Annotated in this window: 12 protein-coding genes; 6 read left to right on the top strand and 6 right to left on the bottom strand. The window is 57.7% G+C overall.

What is annotated here, in order from left to right:
- Positions 1 to 3 precede the first annotated feature (3 nt).
- The 3 genes from ACR3E0_RS13525 to ACR3E0_RS13515 all read left to right on the top strand — a co-directional run bounded on the left by ACR3E0_RS13525 (position 4) and on the right by ACR3E0_RS13515 (position 4,207).
- Positions 4 to 1,299, top strand: coding sequence for a TfuA-like protein (locus ACR3E0_RS13525; protein ID WP_480479338.1), 1,296 nt, complete (start codon positions 4 to 6; stop codon positions 1,297 to 1,299).
- Positions 1,300 to 1,373: 74 nt separating this feature from the next.
- Positions 1,374 to 2,525: a YcaO-like family protein gene (locus ACR3E0_RS13520; RefSeq protein ID WP_480479337.1), complete on the top strand. Its 1,152-nt coding sequence runs from the start codon at positions 1,374 to 1,376 to the stop codon at positions 2,523 to 2,525.
- Between the two features lie 62 nt (positions 2,526 to 2,587).
- Positions 2,588 to 4,207, top strand: a complete 1,620-nt coding sequence (locus ACR3E0_RS13515; RefSeq protein WP_480479336.1) for a hypothetical protein — start codon at positions 2,588 to 2,590, stop codon at positions 4,205 to 4,207.
- 63 nt (positions 4,208 to 4,270) lie between these two features.
- Here ACR3E0_RS13515 and ACR3E0_RS13510 read toward each other — a convergent pair whose 3' ends face one another.
- The 6 genes from ACR3E0_RS13510 to ACR3E0_RS13485 all read right to left on the bottom strand — a co-directional run bounded on the left by ACR3E0_RS13510 (position 4,271) and on the right by ACR3E0_RS13485 (position 13,968).
- Complete coding sequence (locus tag ACR3E0_RS13510) at positions 4,271 to 5,464, bottom strand: hypothetical protein (protein ID WP_480479335.1); 1,194 nt, start codon at positions 5,462 to 5,464, stop codon at positions 4,271 to 4,273.
- Between the two features lie 7 nt (positions 5,465 to 5,471).
- Positions 5,472 to 6,404: a M23 family metallopeptidase gene (locus tag ACR3E0_RS13505; protein ID WP_480479334.1), complete on the bottom strand. Its 933-nt coding sequence runs from the start codon at positions 6,402 to 6,404 to the stop codon at positions 5,472 to 5,474.
- On the bottom strand, positions 6,401 to 9,373 hold the full coding sequence (locus ACR3E0_RS13500) for an NHLP bacteriocin export ABC transporter permease/ATPase subunit (RefSeq protein WP_480479333.1): 2,973 nt from the start codon (positions 9,371 to 9,373) through the stop codon (positions 6,401 to 6,403). The genes ACR3E0_RS13505 and ACR3E0_RS13500 overlap by 4 nt, the downstream gene beginning before the upstream one ends.
- 13 nt (positions 9,374 to 9,386) lie before the next feature.
- Positions 9,387 to 11,624 carry an NHLP family bacteriocin export ABC transporter peptidase/permease/ATPase subunit gene (locus ACR3E0_RS13495; protein ID WP_480479332.1) on the bottom strand — a complete coding sequence of 746 codons (2,238 nt, stop codon included), beginning with the start codon at positions 11,622 to 11,624 and terminating at the stop codon, positions 9,387 to 9,389.
- Between the two features lie 46 nt (positions 11,625 to 11,670).
- Entirely contained in the window at positions 11,671 to 12,924 is a 1,254-nt protein-coding gene (locus tag ACR3E0_RS13490; protein ID WP_480479331.1) for an NHLP bacteriocin system secretion protein, read from the bottom strand.
- A gap of 63 nt (positions 12,925 to 12,987) precedes the next feature.
- On the bottom strand, positions 12,988 to 13,968 hold the full coding sequence (locus ACR3E0_RS13485; RefSeq protein WP_480479330.1) for a hypothetical protein: 981 nt from the start codon (positions 13,966 to 13,968) through the stop codon (positions 12,988 to 12,990).
- 173 nt (positions 13,969 to 14,141) lie between these two features.
- On the opposite strand from ACR3E0_RS13485, the gene ACR3E0_RS13480 reads away from it, so the two are divergent.
- The 3 genes from ACR3E0_RS13480 to ACR3E0_RS13470 all read left to right on the top strand — a co-directional run bounded on the left by ACR3E0_RS13480 (position 14,142) and on the right by ACR3E0_RS13470 (position 16,702).
- Positions 14,142 to 15,272: a DUF7005 family protein gene (locus ACR3E0_RS13480; RefSeq protein ID WP_480479329.1), complete on the top strand. Its 1,131-nt coding sequence runs from the start codon at positions 14,142 to 14,144 to the stop codon at positions 15,270 to 15,272.
- 142 nt (positions 15,273 to 15,414) lie between these two features.
- Positions 15,415 to 15,753 (top strand): STAS domain-containing protein, encoded by a 339-nt coding sequence (locus ACR3E0_RS13475; protein ID WP_480479328.1) that lies wholly within the window; start codon positions 15,415 to 15,417, stop codon positions 15,751 to 15,753.
- A 16-nt stretch (positions 15,754 to 15,769) separates the two neighbouring features.
- Entirely contained in the window at positions 15,770 to 16,702 is a 933-nt protein-coding gene (locus ACR3E0_RS13470) for a peptidoglycan DD-metalloendopeptidase family protein (protein WP_480479327.1), read from the top strand.
- Positions 16,703 to 16,900: the final 198 nt, after the last annotated feature.

The raw sequence follows: 16,900 nt of genomic DNA, 5'->3' as shown, positions 1-16,900 counted from the left end.
AAAATGACAGCGCGGAAAACCCAGATGCTCTCGGGTCAAGATATCGTCTTTCTGGGACCATCTCTGCCCCTGCAAGAGGCGGTGGCCCTGCATCCCGAAGCCGTTTTTCGACCACCGATCGGGTTTGGTGACCTTTATGCCGTTCTGGCGAACCCGCCGGCCCGCGTGCTGATCATCGACGGGTATTTTCACGCGCAGACACCGATCTGGCAGCGCGAGATCCTTTCGGCGCTTCAGGCCGGGATCGAGGTTTTCGGGGCATCAAGCATGGGCGCGTTGCGGGCGTTAGAGCTGGCTCCGTATGGAATGGTCGGGTTGGGAGAGGTTTTTCGACTGTTCGATAGCGGCAAGATCGAAGGTGATGACGAAGTGGCGCTCAGCCATGGCCCGGCTGAGATGGGGTATATCGAGCTCTCCGTTCCGCTGGTTGATCTGCGTTGGGTCGTGGGAGAAATATTCGGGAATGACCCGCAGGCTGACAATCTGATCGCGCAGGTCAAGTCCTGGGGGCACGTGACGCGAACGGTGGAGCGGATCGTCGCCGCAGCCGATCAGCTGGGGCTGGACGGCCCTGAGTTGAGGCACTCGCTTGAAAACCGGATCCGATTGAAAACCTTGGATGCAAGGGGCGCGTTGATACTGCTGGCTGGTAGCGGGCCTGGCGGTGGCAAGAAGGCTGACCAGTGGCCGTTCCCGAGCCCCGTGCTTCTTGATGTTGAGCCGCGGCTATCGCGCCTGGTGAATGGCCCAGATGGTCGACTGCTTTCCTTGGGCGAGCAGTTGCAGGCCCGCGCCGAACAGCCCGGAGCCTTGTCGGACGCGTGGCGACTGAGTCGACGTCATTGGTTTCTTCAAGACTGGTGTGCATTGACAGGGCAAGGCCCGACAGCAGCAGAGATTTCCCGGTTTGCGGCTCAGGCAGCGCGCGAATATGCGGAGGCTTTGGGCCAAACCGAAGAAAGTTGGCTTGCAATGCACGGGTTGCAAATTGACGAGCTCGCATCCGTTTTTAAGGGCCACGCCACAAGCGACTGGATTGCGCGGCGCCCTGTCGATGACCTTAACTTGATATGTCAGTTTGGTCCTGAGGTGCCTTCCGAAATGGCTGTTTTGCTTGATTGGGCCGCACGCTCTGGCGTCACACCGCCGGAGGATGTGGCAAGAGAAGCAACTGCGATTGCCGTTTGGCTCGTGCAACAGGGGCCCTTGTATTTTGGCGCTGTGGACTGGCATGAGGACGTCGCTCTGCTGGATACGTCAACCGCTGGAAATCAGCTGTTCGCGTGGGCCGATGTATGAAAACCAGCGTGCATGATCTGAGCGGATTGCAATTCGCAGCAGGACTGAGGAAGCAATCGAGCCAAATCGGCCAGATGCGCAAGTTTTCGGTGGACGAAACCTGGACCCGTATCCAACCGGACCTGAAATCATGCGGTGTGACTCGCGTGGCACCCATCACGCAGTTGGATGTGCTTGGCGTGCCGTCCTGGGTCGCCGTGCGCCCAGGTGGCAAGGTGCTTCAGGTCTCCAATGGCAAGGGGTTGTCTGACGCTGCTGCGTGCGTGTCCGCTGCCATGGAGGCCTGCGAGTTGCATCGGGCCGAAAACCCGTTGTCCAGCCAGATTTGGCAGGCCTCGGGCCAATCCCTTCCAAACGAGCGAGAGGGGGGTGCCGACCGTATCCTGCGCCCCCACGAGCTGCCGGGTATGTTGCCGCGTTACTATGACGACGGGTTCGTGGGGGAATGGACTCTGGGCATAGACCTGAGCAATGGCCAACCGTGTTTTGTGCCCTCCAGCGCCGTCTATTTCCTGCGCAGGCCAGGTTTCTACGAGACCAGTTCGAATGGTCTCGCCTCTGGGAATTCGTTGGCAGAGGCCTATCTGCACGGTCTTTACGAAGTCATTGAGCGCGATGCGATGTGCGCCCTTCGACAGAATGGCAAGCTGTTGCTCCGGCAGAGAGCGCAGATCATCGACCCCGATAGCGTCGACGATCCGGTCGCGCGGCTGATCCTTGATCGTTGCCACGAAACGGGTTCGGAAATGCGACTATTCGCACTTCCCGGAGCGGTGAATTTGCCTGTCATCTGGGCTGTTTTGTTGGATCAAAGCTCGGGTTCCGCCCGGTCGAGTTGCAATGTCGGTTGGGGATGCCATGCACAGCCTCAGATCGCGCTTCACCGCGCCATCACCGAAGCGGCTCAGTCCAGGCTAGGCATGATCCATGGCGCCCGGGACGACATTCTGCGCAAACCCGTCCACGCGGTGGAAGGTCCGGCAGCGAGTCCCATCTTTGCATTTTTTCGACGCTTAAGGTCCGATACCTCCTGGGCCACGATTTCCAATGCCCCGTACCTGGATTGGGGGCAAAGGTCGGACATCGCGATCACAAGGATTGTGGATGCGCTTGAGAAAAACGGCCGTGGCCCGATATTCGGGTTCGATCTGAGCGACCCGGTGCACAGTTTCTTTGCTGCTCGGGTTTTGGCCCCCAAGCTCAAATTCGACAAAGCACTATTTTAGGTTGTGTCGCGTGAAATAGTGCGGAACTATGGTGGCAACGCGGATTTTGGAGGAGCGATATCGTGACTGGCACCATCGAGACTGGGCGGGGAGAATCCACCGTAGAAATGCGCAACCGCAACCGTTATGTCGACACGTTTAGCGATTTTTCGCCTGAAGAGATGGAGAGCCTCTGTCAGGTGAAGCGCTTCATTGAGTGCTATGAAGGTGATCGTGACTTCCGCACGGCACTGGATGGCGGTGGCAATTTCTCGGACGATCAGCGCAAGATGCTGAAAGACATCGGGGTGACGTTTGAACCCGAAGAGCTTGCCCTGCTTTGGGAGCAGCCGGGCTTCAACGCCGAATTTAGCCGCCACGCGTTTCCGGTAGACAGTTTTGAAGAATTGCCGACCGAAATTCACGAGACCCTGGCAGGTTATCCGCGGTTGCGCGCGTGGTTTTTATGGCGGTTCCGGCGTGAGAAGATCGGCTTTGTTCAGAAGAAAATGGTGCTGTCCACCCGGTCGGTGAGCGATGAGTATACGGTCTGGCGCGCACGACGCATCGCAACCACACGCAATGAGCTTGGCAGCTACGGCTGGGATATCGACCATCCCTGCCATGCGGTCGAGATGGCCGTCGGGTGTTCTGTTGGCTGCCATTTCTGCGCGTTCGACGCGCCGAAACTGCAGCAGGTCTACGACGTTTCCGTTCCGGAAAATCAGGAGATGGTGGCGGGTGTCGCGCAGGGTATGGCGGACGTACTGGGCTGGCCGGCCGCGCATGGGATGCTCTACTGGAGTACGGAACCCCATGACAATCCGCACTACGTAAAGCTGCTGGAGATCTGGCAATCGGTGACCGGTGCGTCTCTGTGTACCGCGACGGCGCGTGCCAAGGAGGACTGGGTCGGCGAACTGATCGGATTTTACAGCAAAGTTCCGGCGCCGTGGCCGCGTATCAGCGTCCTGTCGCGCAACATCATGCGGCGGCTGCACAAGACGTTCACGCCTTCGGAAATGCGCGACACGATCCTTTTGATGCAACAGGCTGACGCCGAGGTGTTCCGGACCAAGGTGCCCGGCGGTCGCGAGCGTATGCTGCAGCAATTGGTCGAGTCAGACGACTTGCGAAACATCGATACGGACAATCTGCCAGACGGGTTCGACGTACCCCAGGGATCGATCGCCTGTGTCTCTGGCCTGTTGATCAACATGGTCACCCGGTCTGTACGGCTGATCAGCCCCTGCTATACCACGCTGGAAAACCGCTATGGCTATCGGGTGTTTGACGAGGCGACATTTGAAGACGGAGAAGACTTTAAGCGGGTGCTTGAAAAGATCGTGGCCCGGTCGATGGTCGCCGCACCCTATCAGGAGATGCCGATGAAGTGGCGCGACGATCTGAAATTCGTCGAGCAGGAGGATGGCTTCACCTTGATCTCCCCGACCACACGGCGCGATTTCCGGCGAGGAACACTGCATCTGCTCACCGGTGCGCTGATTTCCGAGGGCACGCATACCTACGGCGAAGTGTTTGATCGTTTGTCCGACCATCCGGACATTGGTCCGATGGCGGCCATGGCGATGCTCGATAATCTGTTCTCGAATGGGTATCTCTGCGAGATGGCGATCACGAAGGACTACCGAGCCAGGAAGGAAGCAGAAAATCCATCGCTGCGGGATGTCGAGATCGCTTAGATTGACGGCAAAACCAGAGTTTGACACGGCGGCCTTTTTGGTCGCCGTTTCTTTGTTGGCCTTTTACCGCCAACCGCCGCCGCCCTCGGCCTCATCACCTTGGGTTGGTGATTGATTGAAGGGTGGGCGAAGCACACCGACATAGGCTTTGGCCTCAATAACCTCGGTTCCAACGATCACCAGCTTGAGATGGTGCAGACTGCACGACAGGGCGGGATAAATCACTTGCGGACCGTCAGGGGACCAAGTGGGTAATGCATAGTGCTCAAGAAACGGCAACTCGCGCAGCGCGCCGATCTTTTCGGGGAGGGCCAGACCTGCGGATTGAAGCTGGCCGAGCGCAGTGTCCCACGGTTGCGTTGAGAACGCATTTTCCTTCGCGTACAGTTCGATACCCAGCTTGGGTCCAACGCCATCCGGCATCAGGTCGACATTGAGAGCAGGCTCGCCCATTGGGTCTGCATATGTCCTCCAAACCGTTTCGAGCGTTCCCAAGTCTCCGGGCCAGCCGATCTGGTCAAGCCAGGCGATTGCGGCGTCGCAATCCAGTCCTTTCAGGCATAATCGGGTAACAACAACATCTCGGGCTCCCATCACACCCATCTGAAAGACGGTCGCACCGTCGGGAAGCGCATCGGCAAACGTCGCCAACTGATTGCTGTCGATCTCCAATTGGAAGAACCGCTGCCCAAGCTTGGGCAACGCGGCGAGAAGAGCACGGTCTGAGCTTTTGGACTGTTTGTTTGGCCCCCAGAACATGCAGGGTTTGTCGAGGCAGCTTTCCAACTCGCGCCCGTCGGCGCTTGCGCTGTCGACTTCCAGCCAGACATTGCCAAGTATTGGTTTCCACCGCGCCCCGTCGCGCCAGTCAAGTGCAAAGGCTGAGATATCATTCCAGAATGCAGACCGCTTTAAAACAGATGTTGACGGTGCCGACACGTGGTCTCCGGAAAGTGCGCTGATCGATCCGTTGCCCTGCGCGACTTCCCACAGAATGTCTGCACGCGCCGCAGGATCACCCAGCCGAAGTTCAAGACCCCAAAACGGCGCCATCTCTGCCGGCAGTTGATCGGCCACGTGATACAGGCGGGCCATGCCGGTTGCGTCGACAAGCTCGGGGCGAATGCGCGGCGCGACCAGCCGCAGGACGTCGCCAATGCTGCGGCAATGCGGAGCAAGGGACTTTTTGGTGGCGGGTGCATTCAGCACATCATCTGCGATCGTGGATGATGTGGCCGAGCTTGAAGGGGTGGTCATGTCCCTGCTACCTCAGAACCATGTTTCGGGTCAGGAAAAGCCCATCGAATGTAATCGGGACCGCAGTCGCCGTTGAGATCGCGGCGGTGATCTCATCTACCCTGCCTTGCACGGCATGGACATGCAAATGCGGTTCCGACGAGTTGCCGGAGCTGCCGACGCGTCCCAATTCCTGTCCCGTGCTGACATGGGTTCCCGCGTCGACAATCAAACTGCCCGGTTGAAGATGGGCCAGCAAGACGGTGACACCGTCGCAAGCGAGCAGCGCGAAGTTTCCGGCCGGCGCCTGCAGGTTTGCGCCCCCTATGGGCGTTTCAGGCTGGTCGTCGCGCACCGCAAGCACATCCCCGTCACAGGGCGCAATCACGGGCATTCCAAAGATCGCGTAATCCTCCGGGTTTGAAGAGGACAGGGTTTTGGCACGCTGGCCGTCGGGCCAGAGGGCGACCAGATCCACGGCATATTTCTGGCTTGGTGTTGTGAAATGGTGGTTGATGATAATCGATTGCCCGCCATGCATGACGGCCACGCGTTCACCGCTGAGTGGCAGGGCCAAGTCCACAGCCGCGGAGGGCACTCTTTCCGCCGTTTCGATCTGTAGAAGATAGGACAGGAATACGGCAGTGGGCACTGTAAACGCCACTAGTGATATCCATCCACCCCATCTGCTCGGGAGATATCGTGTTCCAGCAGAGTGACGGATCGGGCAGGACCAGATCGTTGCGGCAATTGCCAGCACGATCAGGACCCATCGCCACGGCAATCCGATGGCCAGCCAAACGACGCCACCGAGAAACAAAAAGATCGACAAGCTCAACACCAGTGCCGATCGCATAAGCCAATCCGCCCAGCTTCGCGGTCGTCTCAAGGTCAGGTCGAGTGCAAACAGAAGTGGGAGGCCAAAGGTCAGGAACAAGGCCAGCCATTGGCTCTGGATCATAGGAGTTGCCTCCGCGCCAGAGCGGCAAACGATCCATCGCGGGCCATCAGTTCGCTATAGCGCCCTTCTTCGATGATCTTGCCGCCTTCCAGCATGATGATCCGGTCCGCGTTCACGATGGTCGTCAAGCGATGTGCGACGACGATCCGGGTCAGGTTCTGCTTGTCGAGGCTTTCGTTCACGATCGCCTGGGTCTTGTTGTCCAGCGCGCTGGTGGCTTCATCAAGGATCAGGATGCGGGGTTTTTGGGCCATCGCGCGTGCGATCATCAACCGTTGTTTCTGGCCGCCGGAAAAAGTACCCGCGCCTTCGGAAACCACCGTGTGAAGCTTCATGGGCATGGCTTCGATATCGTCTTCAAGCCCGGCGGCAATCGCCGCTTCCATTGCGTCGTCCTGTGTCAGCCGCGTGGAGCCTACAATGTTTTCGAAGATCGTGCCTGACGTGAGACGGCTGCCCTGCAAAACGACACCGATCTGGCGGCGCACAGCACCAAGATTCAAGCCTTGCAGATCCTGCCCGTCAAAGTAAACGCCGCCCGCTTCGGCTTGTTCAAAGCCAAGGATCAGGCGCAGGATTGTGGATTTTCCAGAACCGGACGCGCCAACAAAGGCAACAAACTCGCCGGGGCGAATTTTGATCGAAACGTTGTCAAGCACCGGAGGACCTTCCGGGTCATAGCGGAAAGTTACGTTGGACAACTCGATCTGACCCGTCAGTTCTCCCGGGTCGACGGCATCGCTGCGGACTTCGGGCACCGCTTTGAGGATCGGGTCTGCGCGGCGATAGAGCGGAACAATTTCGATGATCTGCGAAGCAGCCGCGGCGAACGCCATGACCGAGGCGTTGAACTGGCCCAGTGCTGCGTTGAAGGAGAGAAAATCGCCAATGGTGAAACTGGGACCGTCAAGGCTGGAGTCATTCAGCTGGTAGTAGACATAGGCGAACACGGTGATCGAAGCAGCCACCGGAAACATGGCGTTGAACACTTCTTGCCCGGCATTCAAACGGGACGCGGCGTAGGTGTGACTTTTGGTTTTTTGGTAGAGCTTTGCCCAACGCGCAAAGGCGCGGCTTTCACTATGGGAACTTCTCAGCTTGGCGATACCTGCGAGAAACTGGAAGACCTGACCTTCGATCTTGCCCATCGTTTCCAACGCGGCCTGTTTGTGCGGAACCATCGCCCAGGTGAAAAACGCCGTCACCAGGATGACGATCAGGATCAGCCCGGTGGCCACCAAGGCGAGTTCCCAAGAGTAGTAGAACAGCAGCGCGAAGGAAAAGAGCGAGAAAATGAGCGAAAAAACAGATTGCAACGTGGCGCCGGTCAGAACTTCGCGGATCGAATTGATGCTGTTGGCCCGGTCAGCCAGATCGCCCGAGGTATAATCTCTGAAAAACCCTAACGGCAGCGCAAGCAACCTGTCCCAGACAGCGGATTGTATGCGGCCGTCCATCTTGCCGGTCACTCTCAAAACGGTGAAGCCACGGGTTATGTCAAAGATGAAGACACCCAGAGCCGCCAGGATCAAAGCACCGATGACCGCCGTGAACGTGTTCAGATCGGCGCGTGGGACAACGTCGGAGAACAGATAGCCAATTGAAATCGGCACTGCGAGGCCGAGCAGGCCGGACAGCAGCCCCAAGCAGAGCACCAGCCACAATTCACGCCGCATGCCGCGCAACCCAAATGAGAGGACCTCCTTAACGTCCAGCCCCTTCAATGGGAAAGGCACATAGAACATGTAGGCAAACGCATTCAATTCGCGTGCATTTTGCCGGGTCAGTTTGGTGCGCGTACCCGATGCCGGGTCAATCATGACATAGTCGCCAGAGGCAGAGCTTGGCATCAGGGCGACGGGTCGTGTTTCGTCCTCGTCCAAATAGCCGACAAGCGCCCCGGTATCCGACCGATACCAGTTGTCGCGCAGTGCAACGCGCCGCATACGCAGGCCTGACGCGCGGGCATATTCCTTGAGCTGATCAACCCATTTGCGATGCGTACCCTGCTTGGGTTTTTTGGCCACAGAGCCCTGGCTGCGCACAACATGAGAAAACGCCGTGAAAAGCAGGTCTTCGCCGGTGTCGGTATCCCCGGCGGCCTCCGCGAGGTGCTCCAAATCCGGGCGCAACACGCTCCCTAGTGTGGCCAGGGCTCCGGTAAAACGGGCTTGTCGCTGTCCGAACCGTGCCGCGCGTACTTCTGTCGCCTCTGTGCGAGCCTGATCAATCTCTTCCTGAATGATCGGGAGGAAATAGCGATGGAAATTGTCCATGGCTTCCCAGAGACCGCCCAAAAACAGAAGCGTCGGGGTGTAAGCGCAACTGATCGTGCTGTCGGTTCCAAAACTGATCCAGCTCTGATCCGTGATGGGAACCGCGACCCCGCCTTGCTCCAATGGGCATTCGTCGCGGTCCAGAAACTTGGCTTCGCCTTCGTCCAGCGTGCCCCAGACTACATCCTGGAACTGTGCACAGGCATCTGAGCCCTCTGAAAACGCCTGAGCCGGTTCCGCTTCAAGCACGAGCGCGTTGCGCGGAATTCGGTTCTGGACCATGGCGTGCGACAACAGCCCGACCCACGTGTCGATCCAGTCCACGACGATAATGTCAAAGTCTTCGCCCTGAACATCTGCAGCATGGCCTTCGTAAAGCTGCGTGCCCATGGACGCCACAGCCCGCAATGCCAGCCGATTTCCATTGGGCAGTTCAAGGCTGGGGACACCAAACAGCACCGCGCCAGGGCCAACATGCATGACGTGCCGCCCGGTCGAAACCACCCGGTCTCCCGACATCTCGATCGCATAGACGTCGATATATCCCACCAGCACCAGCCAGATTTTCGAAGTGTCTTCGATCAGGAAGGGACGGTGTCCACCCACCGCCATGCGCGTTCCAGTGATCTTGCCCAGCAGTTCGGCGTCAAAAGCGTCCCGAGTTTCGGTTTGAATCATGTCTGTTTGCGTCATGTTCTCAAACCTCCTATTCCGCCTGCATCAGGCTGCGATAGGGCCCGTCCTGTTCGATCATTTCTTCATGAATGCCACGCTGCGCCACCGATCCCTGGCTCAGCACAATGATTTCGTCGCTGTCCCGAACGGTCGAAAGCCGATGCGCCACAACCAGGCTTGTGCAACCGCGCCGCCGGACATTGTCGTCGATCTGTTTTTCCACAATCGGATCAAGCGCTGCGGTCGCCTCATCCAACACGAGGATCGAAGGATTAACCGTAAGAGCACGGGCGATTTCGATCCGCTGGCGCTGTCCTCCGGAAAAGTTCGACCCCATCTCTGACACTTGTGTGTCATACCGCCCGGCGCGTGCTTCGATGATGTCCAGAATGGCAGCGTCGCGCAGCGCGTTCACTATGTCACGCTCCTGCACCATCGCGTCCCACATCGACAGGTTGTCGCGCAGCGACCCTTCGAACAGGAAAATCTCCTGATCCACGGTCGAGAGCGATTGCGAAAACACCCGCTGGGGAATTTCGTTCAGGGGTTTACCGTCGAACAGGATTTCTCCACTCCACGGCGCATAGAGCCCTGTAATCAGCTTGGCCACCGTTGATTTGCCACTGCCGGATCCGCCGATCAAGGCCACACGCTGACCCGGTTCAATGACCAGCGATAACCCGTTGATCAGGGGCGGGCCGACTTTGGAGTAGCCAAAGACAACGTCGCGCAATTCGATCCGACCATTCAACTTCATGAGGGCTGCTTCGGCTGGCGTTTTCTCATCCTGCACGCCGGACCGGGGGTCAAGCTCATGGTTGAGAACATCGTCGAGGCGAGCCAGATCGCCTTTGATCTCCTGCAGGCTGCCTGCGAGGTTGACCATTTGTTCGATCGGGCCGGTGAAGCTTCGCATCAGGCTTTGGAATGCGACAAGCATGCCGATAGTCATCGCCCCGTCCATCACCCGAAGCCCGCCGAGAAACAGTATCGCCACGGTGATCAAAGCCGACACCAAGACGGGCACCGAACTCAAGATCGTACTGAAGAAGGAAAACTCCTGCCGGGAAGTCAGATACTTGGCCTGGTATCCGGACCATTTGGCAAAGAAATCATCCTCTTGACCCGATGACTTCAGAGTTTCCATTAACTGTATGCCGGCAACCGACGTTCCGGCAAGCTTGCCCTGATCTTGCATCAGCCGGCGACTGCCATCTTCGCGCACTCGATTCAGCAACCTGAGGACCAGCACGTTCAGCAGAGCGAGCCCGGCACCCACCATCGCCATGATAGGGTCAAAGGCGAACATCACGGCCAGATAAAAGACAACTGTCGGAAGTGAGGCGAGATTGGTTGCCAGTGGACCGGACAACAACGTCGCCACGCGGTCATTTGCCGTTACACGTGACAGGATGTCCCCGGCAAAACGCTGGTCGAAGAATCCTTGGGGCAGTCGGAAAACATGCCACAGAAAGGCTGATGCCTGTGTCAATGCAATCTTGGTGTCGAGCCGCACCAGCGCGATCTGTTGCAACCATGTCAGCGCCCCGCGCATCAGTCCGGTGAGCGCCATTCCGATCAGCAGTGGCATGACCCAGTTGTCGAGGTTCTGGATCAGAATTTCGTCAACGAAGATCTTTGAGAACACAGGGATGACCAGCCCCGGTATGACCAGAGACAGGCTGGTCAGAAGTACGAAGGTCACGGCTGTTTTTGAACTGCTCAGGCGGCGGAAAAGACCGGCCAGATCCTTGGGGCGCTCACCGCCCTTCTTGAACTCTGGACCCGGTTCGAATTCGAGTACAACGCCCGTGTAACCTTCGTCGAACTCTTCAAAACTCAACGTGCGCGGACCCATCGCCGGGTCATTGATGTGGACTTTCTTTCCTCGGATGCCTTCCAGAACCACAAAGTGATTGAAGTTCCAGAACACGATGCAAGGCATCTTGACGTCGAGCAGCTTGGGCAGGCTGTATTTGTATCCTTTTGCCGTCAAACCGTGCCCGCGCGCGGCCTTCAGAACGTTCGACGCTTTCGAGCCATCCCGGCTTACGCCACATTCAGTGCGCAGACGTTCAAGTGGGACATAACGACCATAATAGCGCAAAACCATGGCCAGAGCTGCGGCGCCACATTCCACGGCCTCCATCTGAAGTACGGTTGGAACGGACTTCCTGCGTCCCTTTTTACGGGCCGCGTCCTTGAAGGCCTGCAGTTCCTCGTCAGCGCTCTGATCGTCTGAGGCGTTGGATTGGGAGCCGAAAAACACGTCAGATTAAGCCTTGTGCAAGTATTGGAGTGCAGCGCGGGGCACCTTAGAGCCCCGTCCATTCCCGCAGCAGCGGGATCACCATTTCAATTGGACGCTGGGTGCGTACGGTCACCTCCCCTTCGGTCAATGTGCCCGAGCGCAGTTCCAGCCCTGCGCCCCTGTCAGACGTCCAGGCGTAGCCGGAAACCGAATTCGGATCCCGGTCGAGTCGTACGATCGCCCTGTAGGGCGGGCCCGAAGCAGAGAACTGCCGCACAAGCTCGCTGTTGCGCAGCACCGCCATCATGCCATCGACGGTCGAAGGGAACTCGGACACCTGCGTGACCTGTCCGCGAATGGTGCCATATTCCTCACGGGCCGCAGTCAACGGTGAAATCTGAACCTGCATGCCCGGTTCCACCGACTTGCCGTCGGATGGACCGACATACAAAACCAGCTCAAGGCTGTCGCCCAGGGTTTCAAATGACAATGCAGCTTCGCCGCGCCCCAAAAGCTCGCCAGCCGTGGCCTGTAATTCGGTGACGCGCCCAGCAGCGGGCGCAATGATGACCGAACCGCGCGCTAGTTGGCTTTCGAGCGCGGTTTGCCGGCGTTCGGCTTCGGCAACACGCTGCCGGGCCTGTTCGACCCGCTCGTTACTGCTCACCAAGGCGTCGAAACGGCGCACCTCTATGTCGGAAAGCACCTGCCGCAGTTCACCCAACTCCTTGAGGATGGAGTCAACGGCGAGTTGCCGCTCAAGAACAGCATCGTTGGTGGCCCGTCCACGTTCCAACAGGTCTTCGAATTCTTCCAGACGTTCGCGTGCATTCGCCAGCCGTTCCTCGGCGACGGCTATCCGCTCATTGGTTGCGTCGATCTGTTCTTGAAGCGCACCGTCCTGCAATTCTGACTGCCGTTGCACATCAGCCTGAACCCGGCTCAACTCGGTCTTTGCCTCGCCGACGGTCGCGATCATGTTGTCCAACTCAATCTGCAGATCCCGCTGCGAAAGGCGCGCAACGATCTGATCCTTTTCGACGAGATCGTCGATCGACACCTCCAGCCGTTCCACGATCCCGTCGGCCTGCGCTACAGCGTCAAAGACGCGCCCGCCTTCGATGATCAGGATGCCATCACCTTTTACGCGAGACGGGAGTGAGCCCAGAAAGCTCCAGGCGACGGCTGCGGCGAGCATCGACATCAGCATCAATATGGCGAGCCAGGCCTTGCTGTCCGTTACCGGTACCAACCTGTCGAGTTGCTCTGGTGAGGCAAGTCGGTCCATCGCACTTTTGCGGAAGATATTCTTGCTCATTTCTCAGGTCCCGGCGTTTTTGCGGGTCCTTCTCCGGATGTGTTGCGGCTATCCGCCACACATCTATTCGGTGGACCCTTTGATTGAATTCTCTGCGGTGAAAACCGTTCCGTCAAGAGAATCATCGGTTGCTTCACCGGGCCCATCGACTTTTGACTTCAATAGCTTCCCGATCTCTTGTCCCAAAACAGATCCGGCAACCGTAAGTTGAGACTGTGTAAGCTCAAACGGTGTAAGAGAATTTGTCTGGTCTTGGGAAAGTCGCGTCTCCGGCTCATGCAGGGCATCTTGATACTGTTCGTTTGCCTCAAGACGCACATTCAGATGTTCCAGGGTTGATGACAGTCTGGATAACATTGCGGTCTGCACACTTTTTGCAGGATAGGCCGCGTGCGCGGTGATCTCTGGCAACGCACTGCACAGGGCGTCAGAGAGAATGCGTCCGCGCCGGCCGATTTCCGCATTCAACGCCAGTTGCAATACTGTTTCAGCGCTGGTCAAACCCCGATTGATTGTTTGGGCCTTTGGTGCATCGAATTCTAGTGTATCGAGGTCAAGCCAGTCTGCGAGTCGATCAGCAAGATGCGCCTTGTGACGGCTGTAGTTGAACACTTTGATCGATACGTTCGGTTGATCGCCATACGCGTTCAGAAATCGCAGAACGAGATCGGGGACGGAATAAAACTCAAAGAAACGCTCTAGCGGCGCAGTTCCCCCCGCACGTTTGACATATTGCATCCACAGAGACGCCGCGTGCGAAACAGGGTCTCGGATCGCAAGTAAAATAGAAACTTCGTCATAACCAGCCTCAAGGGCCAATTGCCCCAAACGCTTGGGATCGGAGGCCGTCGCCAATTGCGGAAAGAACTCTTCGCTGGACAGGATCAGCCCCCGATCTGGGCGAGGGTGGTCGCGCAGCAAGGCCTGCATCGCATGCGGCGATTGTGCTGCAACGAGGCCATTGCCCTGACCGACCTCGGCGTGGTCTTCTTCGTTCTCCTGCCAGAAAGGTGGCGGGTAATCATAGCCGTACCGTGCCAACATGGATCGATTTTCCCTCAGCAGCGCCTGAAGAAAACTGGTGCCTGTCTTGGAGTGACCTACGTGCAGCAATAGTCTTGACATGGAACCTTCTGAGATTGCTAAGAATGTCTGGTGACGCCGTGCCTTCGCCGTAACCGCACCTGGCATGTATTGAGAAGTAAAGGTGATTTACGATGCTTGAGCAAGCACCCAACGCGTTGCGCATCGCAGGTGTGACTGGCGCAGATGCCGAAAGCCTTATGGCAGCGCTTTCACCGCCATTCGAATGTCCGGACAAGGTTCCAGAATTCCCATTACCGGATGAACCCTTCGTAGAAGCATGGGACAATTACGCAAGCAGCCCTGACGTCTGGTTGACGTTGTCCACCAAGCTCCCGCAGCTTCGCTTCGAGATTTCGGAGATGCAAAGTCAGAACCCGGCCTATCTGGCCGCGACCAAGCGGGGGGACCTGTCAATGGCGCCCGAGCCCGGGGAGGGTTTGAAACTGGAAGCGCCTCAGGCTTTGACCGTGACGCTACACCAGACAGCGGCCGGGCGAATACCTGTCCTCGAGCCCGCCACGCGATCGGATTTCGAAGCTCTCCTGCGTGCCTTCTTGTATCGCTGCGAGCCCGTTGCTGTGCCCCGCAGTATGGGGGCGGCAATGGTGGCGGGCTTCAACAATTGGGACCGAATAGCGCGGCTCAAGGAAGACTGGCTTGCCAGTGGGAATCCCGAGCTTGGCTGGACGGCGCATTTCAAAGCGGAAATTGTGCCCAACAAACCCCTCTATCAGGATCGGTTCATAGTTCTGTCACGCGGAACCTACAGCAACGTGACCTCCGATGATTTGCCCGGGGGTCAGGACAAGGTCCTTGAGTTATCACGGGTGATCCGGCTGGAACATGAGTGCGCCCATTACTTCACGCGGCGCGTTTGCGGGCAAATGCGCAACGACCTGTATGACGAGCTTTTGGCGGATTATGCCGGGCTTGTTGCCGCGACCGGTCAGTTCGATGCGGAGTTGTTCCTGAAGATGATCGGGCTGACATCAGACCGAACACTCAAGCCTCAGGCCCGCGCCCGGATATACTTGAACACGGATCTCACGCCTGCCGCCGAGCGCGGCATGCTGAGGCTGCTGGCACATGCGGCTTCGGCACTGGACAGGTTGCACAAGGACCATGTTGTACCACGACTGGGCGCCGCCCCAGGTCTCGGGCAGGTTTTGCTGGCCCTTTCGGCATTGTGCTTCGAAGACTTCGCGGCAGAGGATATAGAAAACCGATTCATCCGGAACCTCGACTGGGCGTGCGCTAAATGACAGGCAACCGAAGCTTGGACTGCATGGCGAAGTTTTTGCGGTTTTGCGCGGTGGCATCAATTGACTTTTGGTTGATTAGCCTGCCAGTTTAGCACCGAATAAGAAGAGCAGAAGCAGCCCTTGGGCGAGATGGGAGCAACCGATGGAGATTAATGTCATCCAGCATGACGGCTACGCGCAACTGGTTGTTACTGGCCGTATCGATAGTTCGACCGCCCCTCAGTTCGAAGGTGCACTGATCGCCCAACTTGACGGTGCGGCAACATCGACGCTCGTGGACATGACAGAAGTTGATTTCGTCAGCAGTGCAGGGCTGAGGGTGTTCCTGATGGGCGCGAAAAAAGTCAAGGGAACTGCTGCGCAAATGGTTCTTTGCGCGATGAACGACAATATTCGCAACGTCTTCAAAATGAGCGGGTTTGATCGCATTCTGTCGATTGCCGACAGCCTTGAGGACGGTGTGGGCCAAGTCAACAACTAGGGGGATTTGCGCGGCGATGTATTTCCCGCGCCCATTTCTGGCAGCCCTGTCGAACACTGTGCTGCCGCCTTTGATGGCAGCTCAGGTTGTGCTTGCATCCAGTCTGGCCGTGCAAGCATCCGGCGTTTTGACTTTTGTTGTGTTTTGCCTGTTCTTCCAGATCATGCTGCCGCGCACGCCGCCATGGGACAGGTGGATCATTCTGGTTAGTGGCGTCGCCATAACGATATCCATCATAGTGCAGAGTGGCTTACCGGTAGGCACGTGGTTGGACGCTCTTGTTGGTTTGTCGATCAGCCTTGCAATGGGTGCGTTTTGCCTTGTTGTGACGCGCCGACGACTTACCGAAATGAACCAGTTGCAATTGCACAGCCCGGTATCAGGCGGCCGATTTCTGGTCATACAAGGTGGGGCGAGCCGGTTTTTGAATCATCACCTGAAATGCATGTATGTTCCGGACCTTCGTGGCCAATCCTATGGGGTCGACATTGTTGCCGTGGGTCCACTCGGCCTGCAAACCCGGAAGATTTGGCCGCGAGGTGTGGCTGATTTCTGGATACATGGACACCCACTGGTTTCACCGATTGCCGGCCATGTGAGTGCCGCCAGCGACGGGGCCGAAGACCAGGCGCTGGGCGCTTCGGACCGAAAAGCCCCCTTGGGAAACCATGTCTGCATTCAGTGTGACGATCCCGAGTTTGGCAGCGTCGAGGTTTGTCTGGCACATCTTCGCCAGGGCAGTGTTTCGGTTGCAAAGGGGGATGTGGTCAAGATCGGGCAGCTTGTGGGTGAAGTCGGCAACTCGGGAAACTCCTCAGATCCGCATCTGCACATCCATGCGCATCGGCCCGACGGATCGGGCAACCCACTGAGCGGTGAGCCAATACCGTTCAAGTTCCAAGGCGTGAAAGCGTTGCGGCGCAACCGAGTTTTTATCATTCCGGACTAGGTATCACACCAAATATGGGTCTCGTCGGGGGATCTGGGCTTTATGCAGGTAATTGGCTTTCGTGAACTTCATCCGTAAGCACCATGGGATTGCGGCCTTGTTGACAGGCGTTGGCTGCCAGATAGCAGTTTCTTTCGACAGCTTAAACGTTGGGCATTTGATCGAGGCCGGTTGATGGTGAGGCTCTGCACCACTGAT

The sequence above is a fragment of the Ruegeria sp. AJ12 genome, from assembly GCF_056536245.1.
This window is presented reverse-complemented; position numbering and strand designations above follow the sequence as displayed.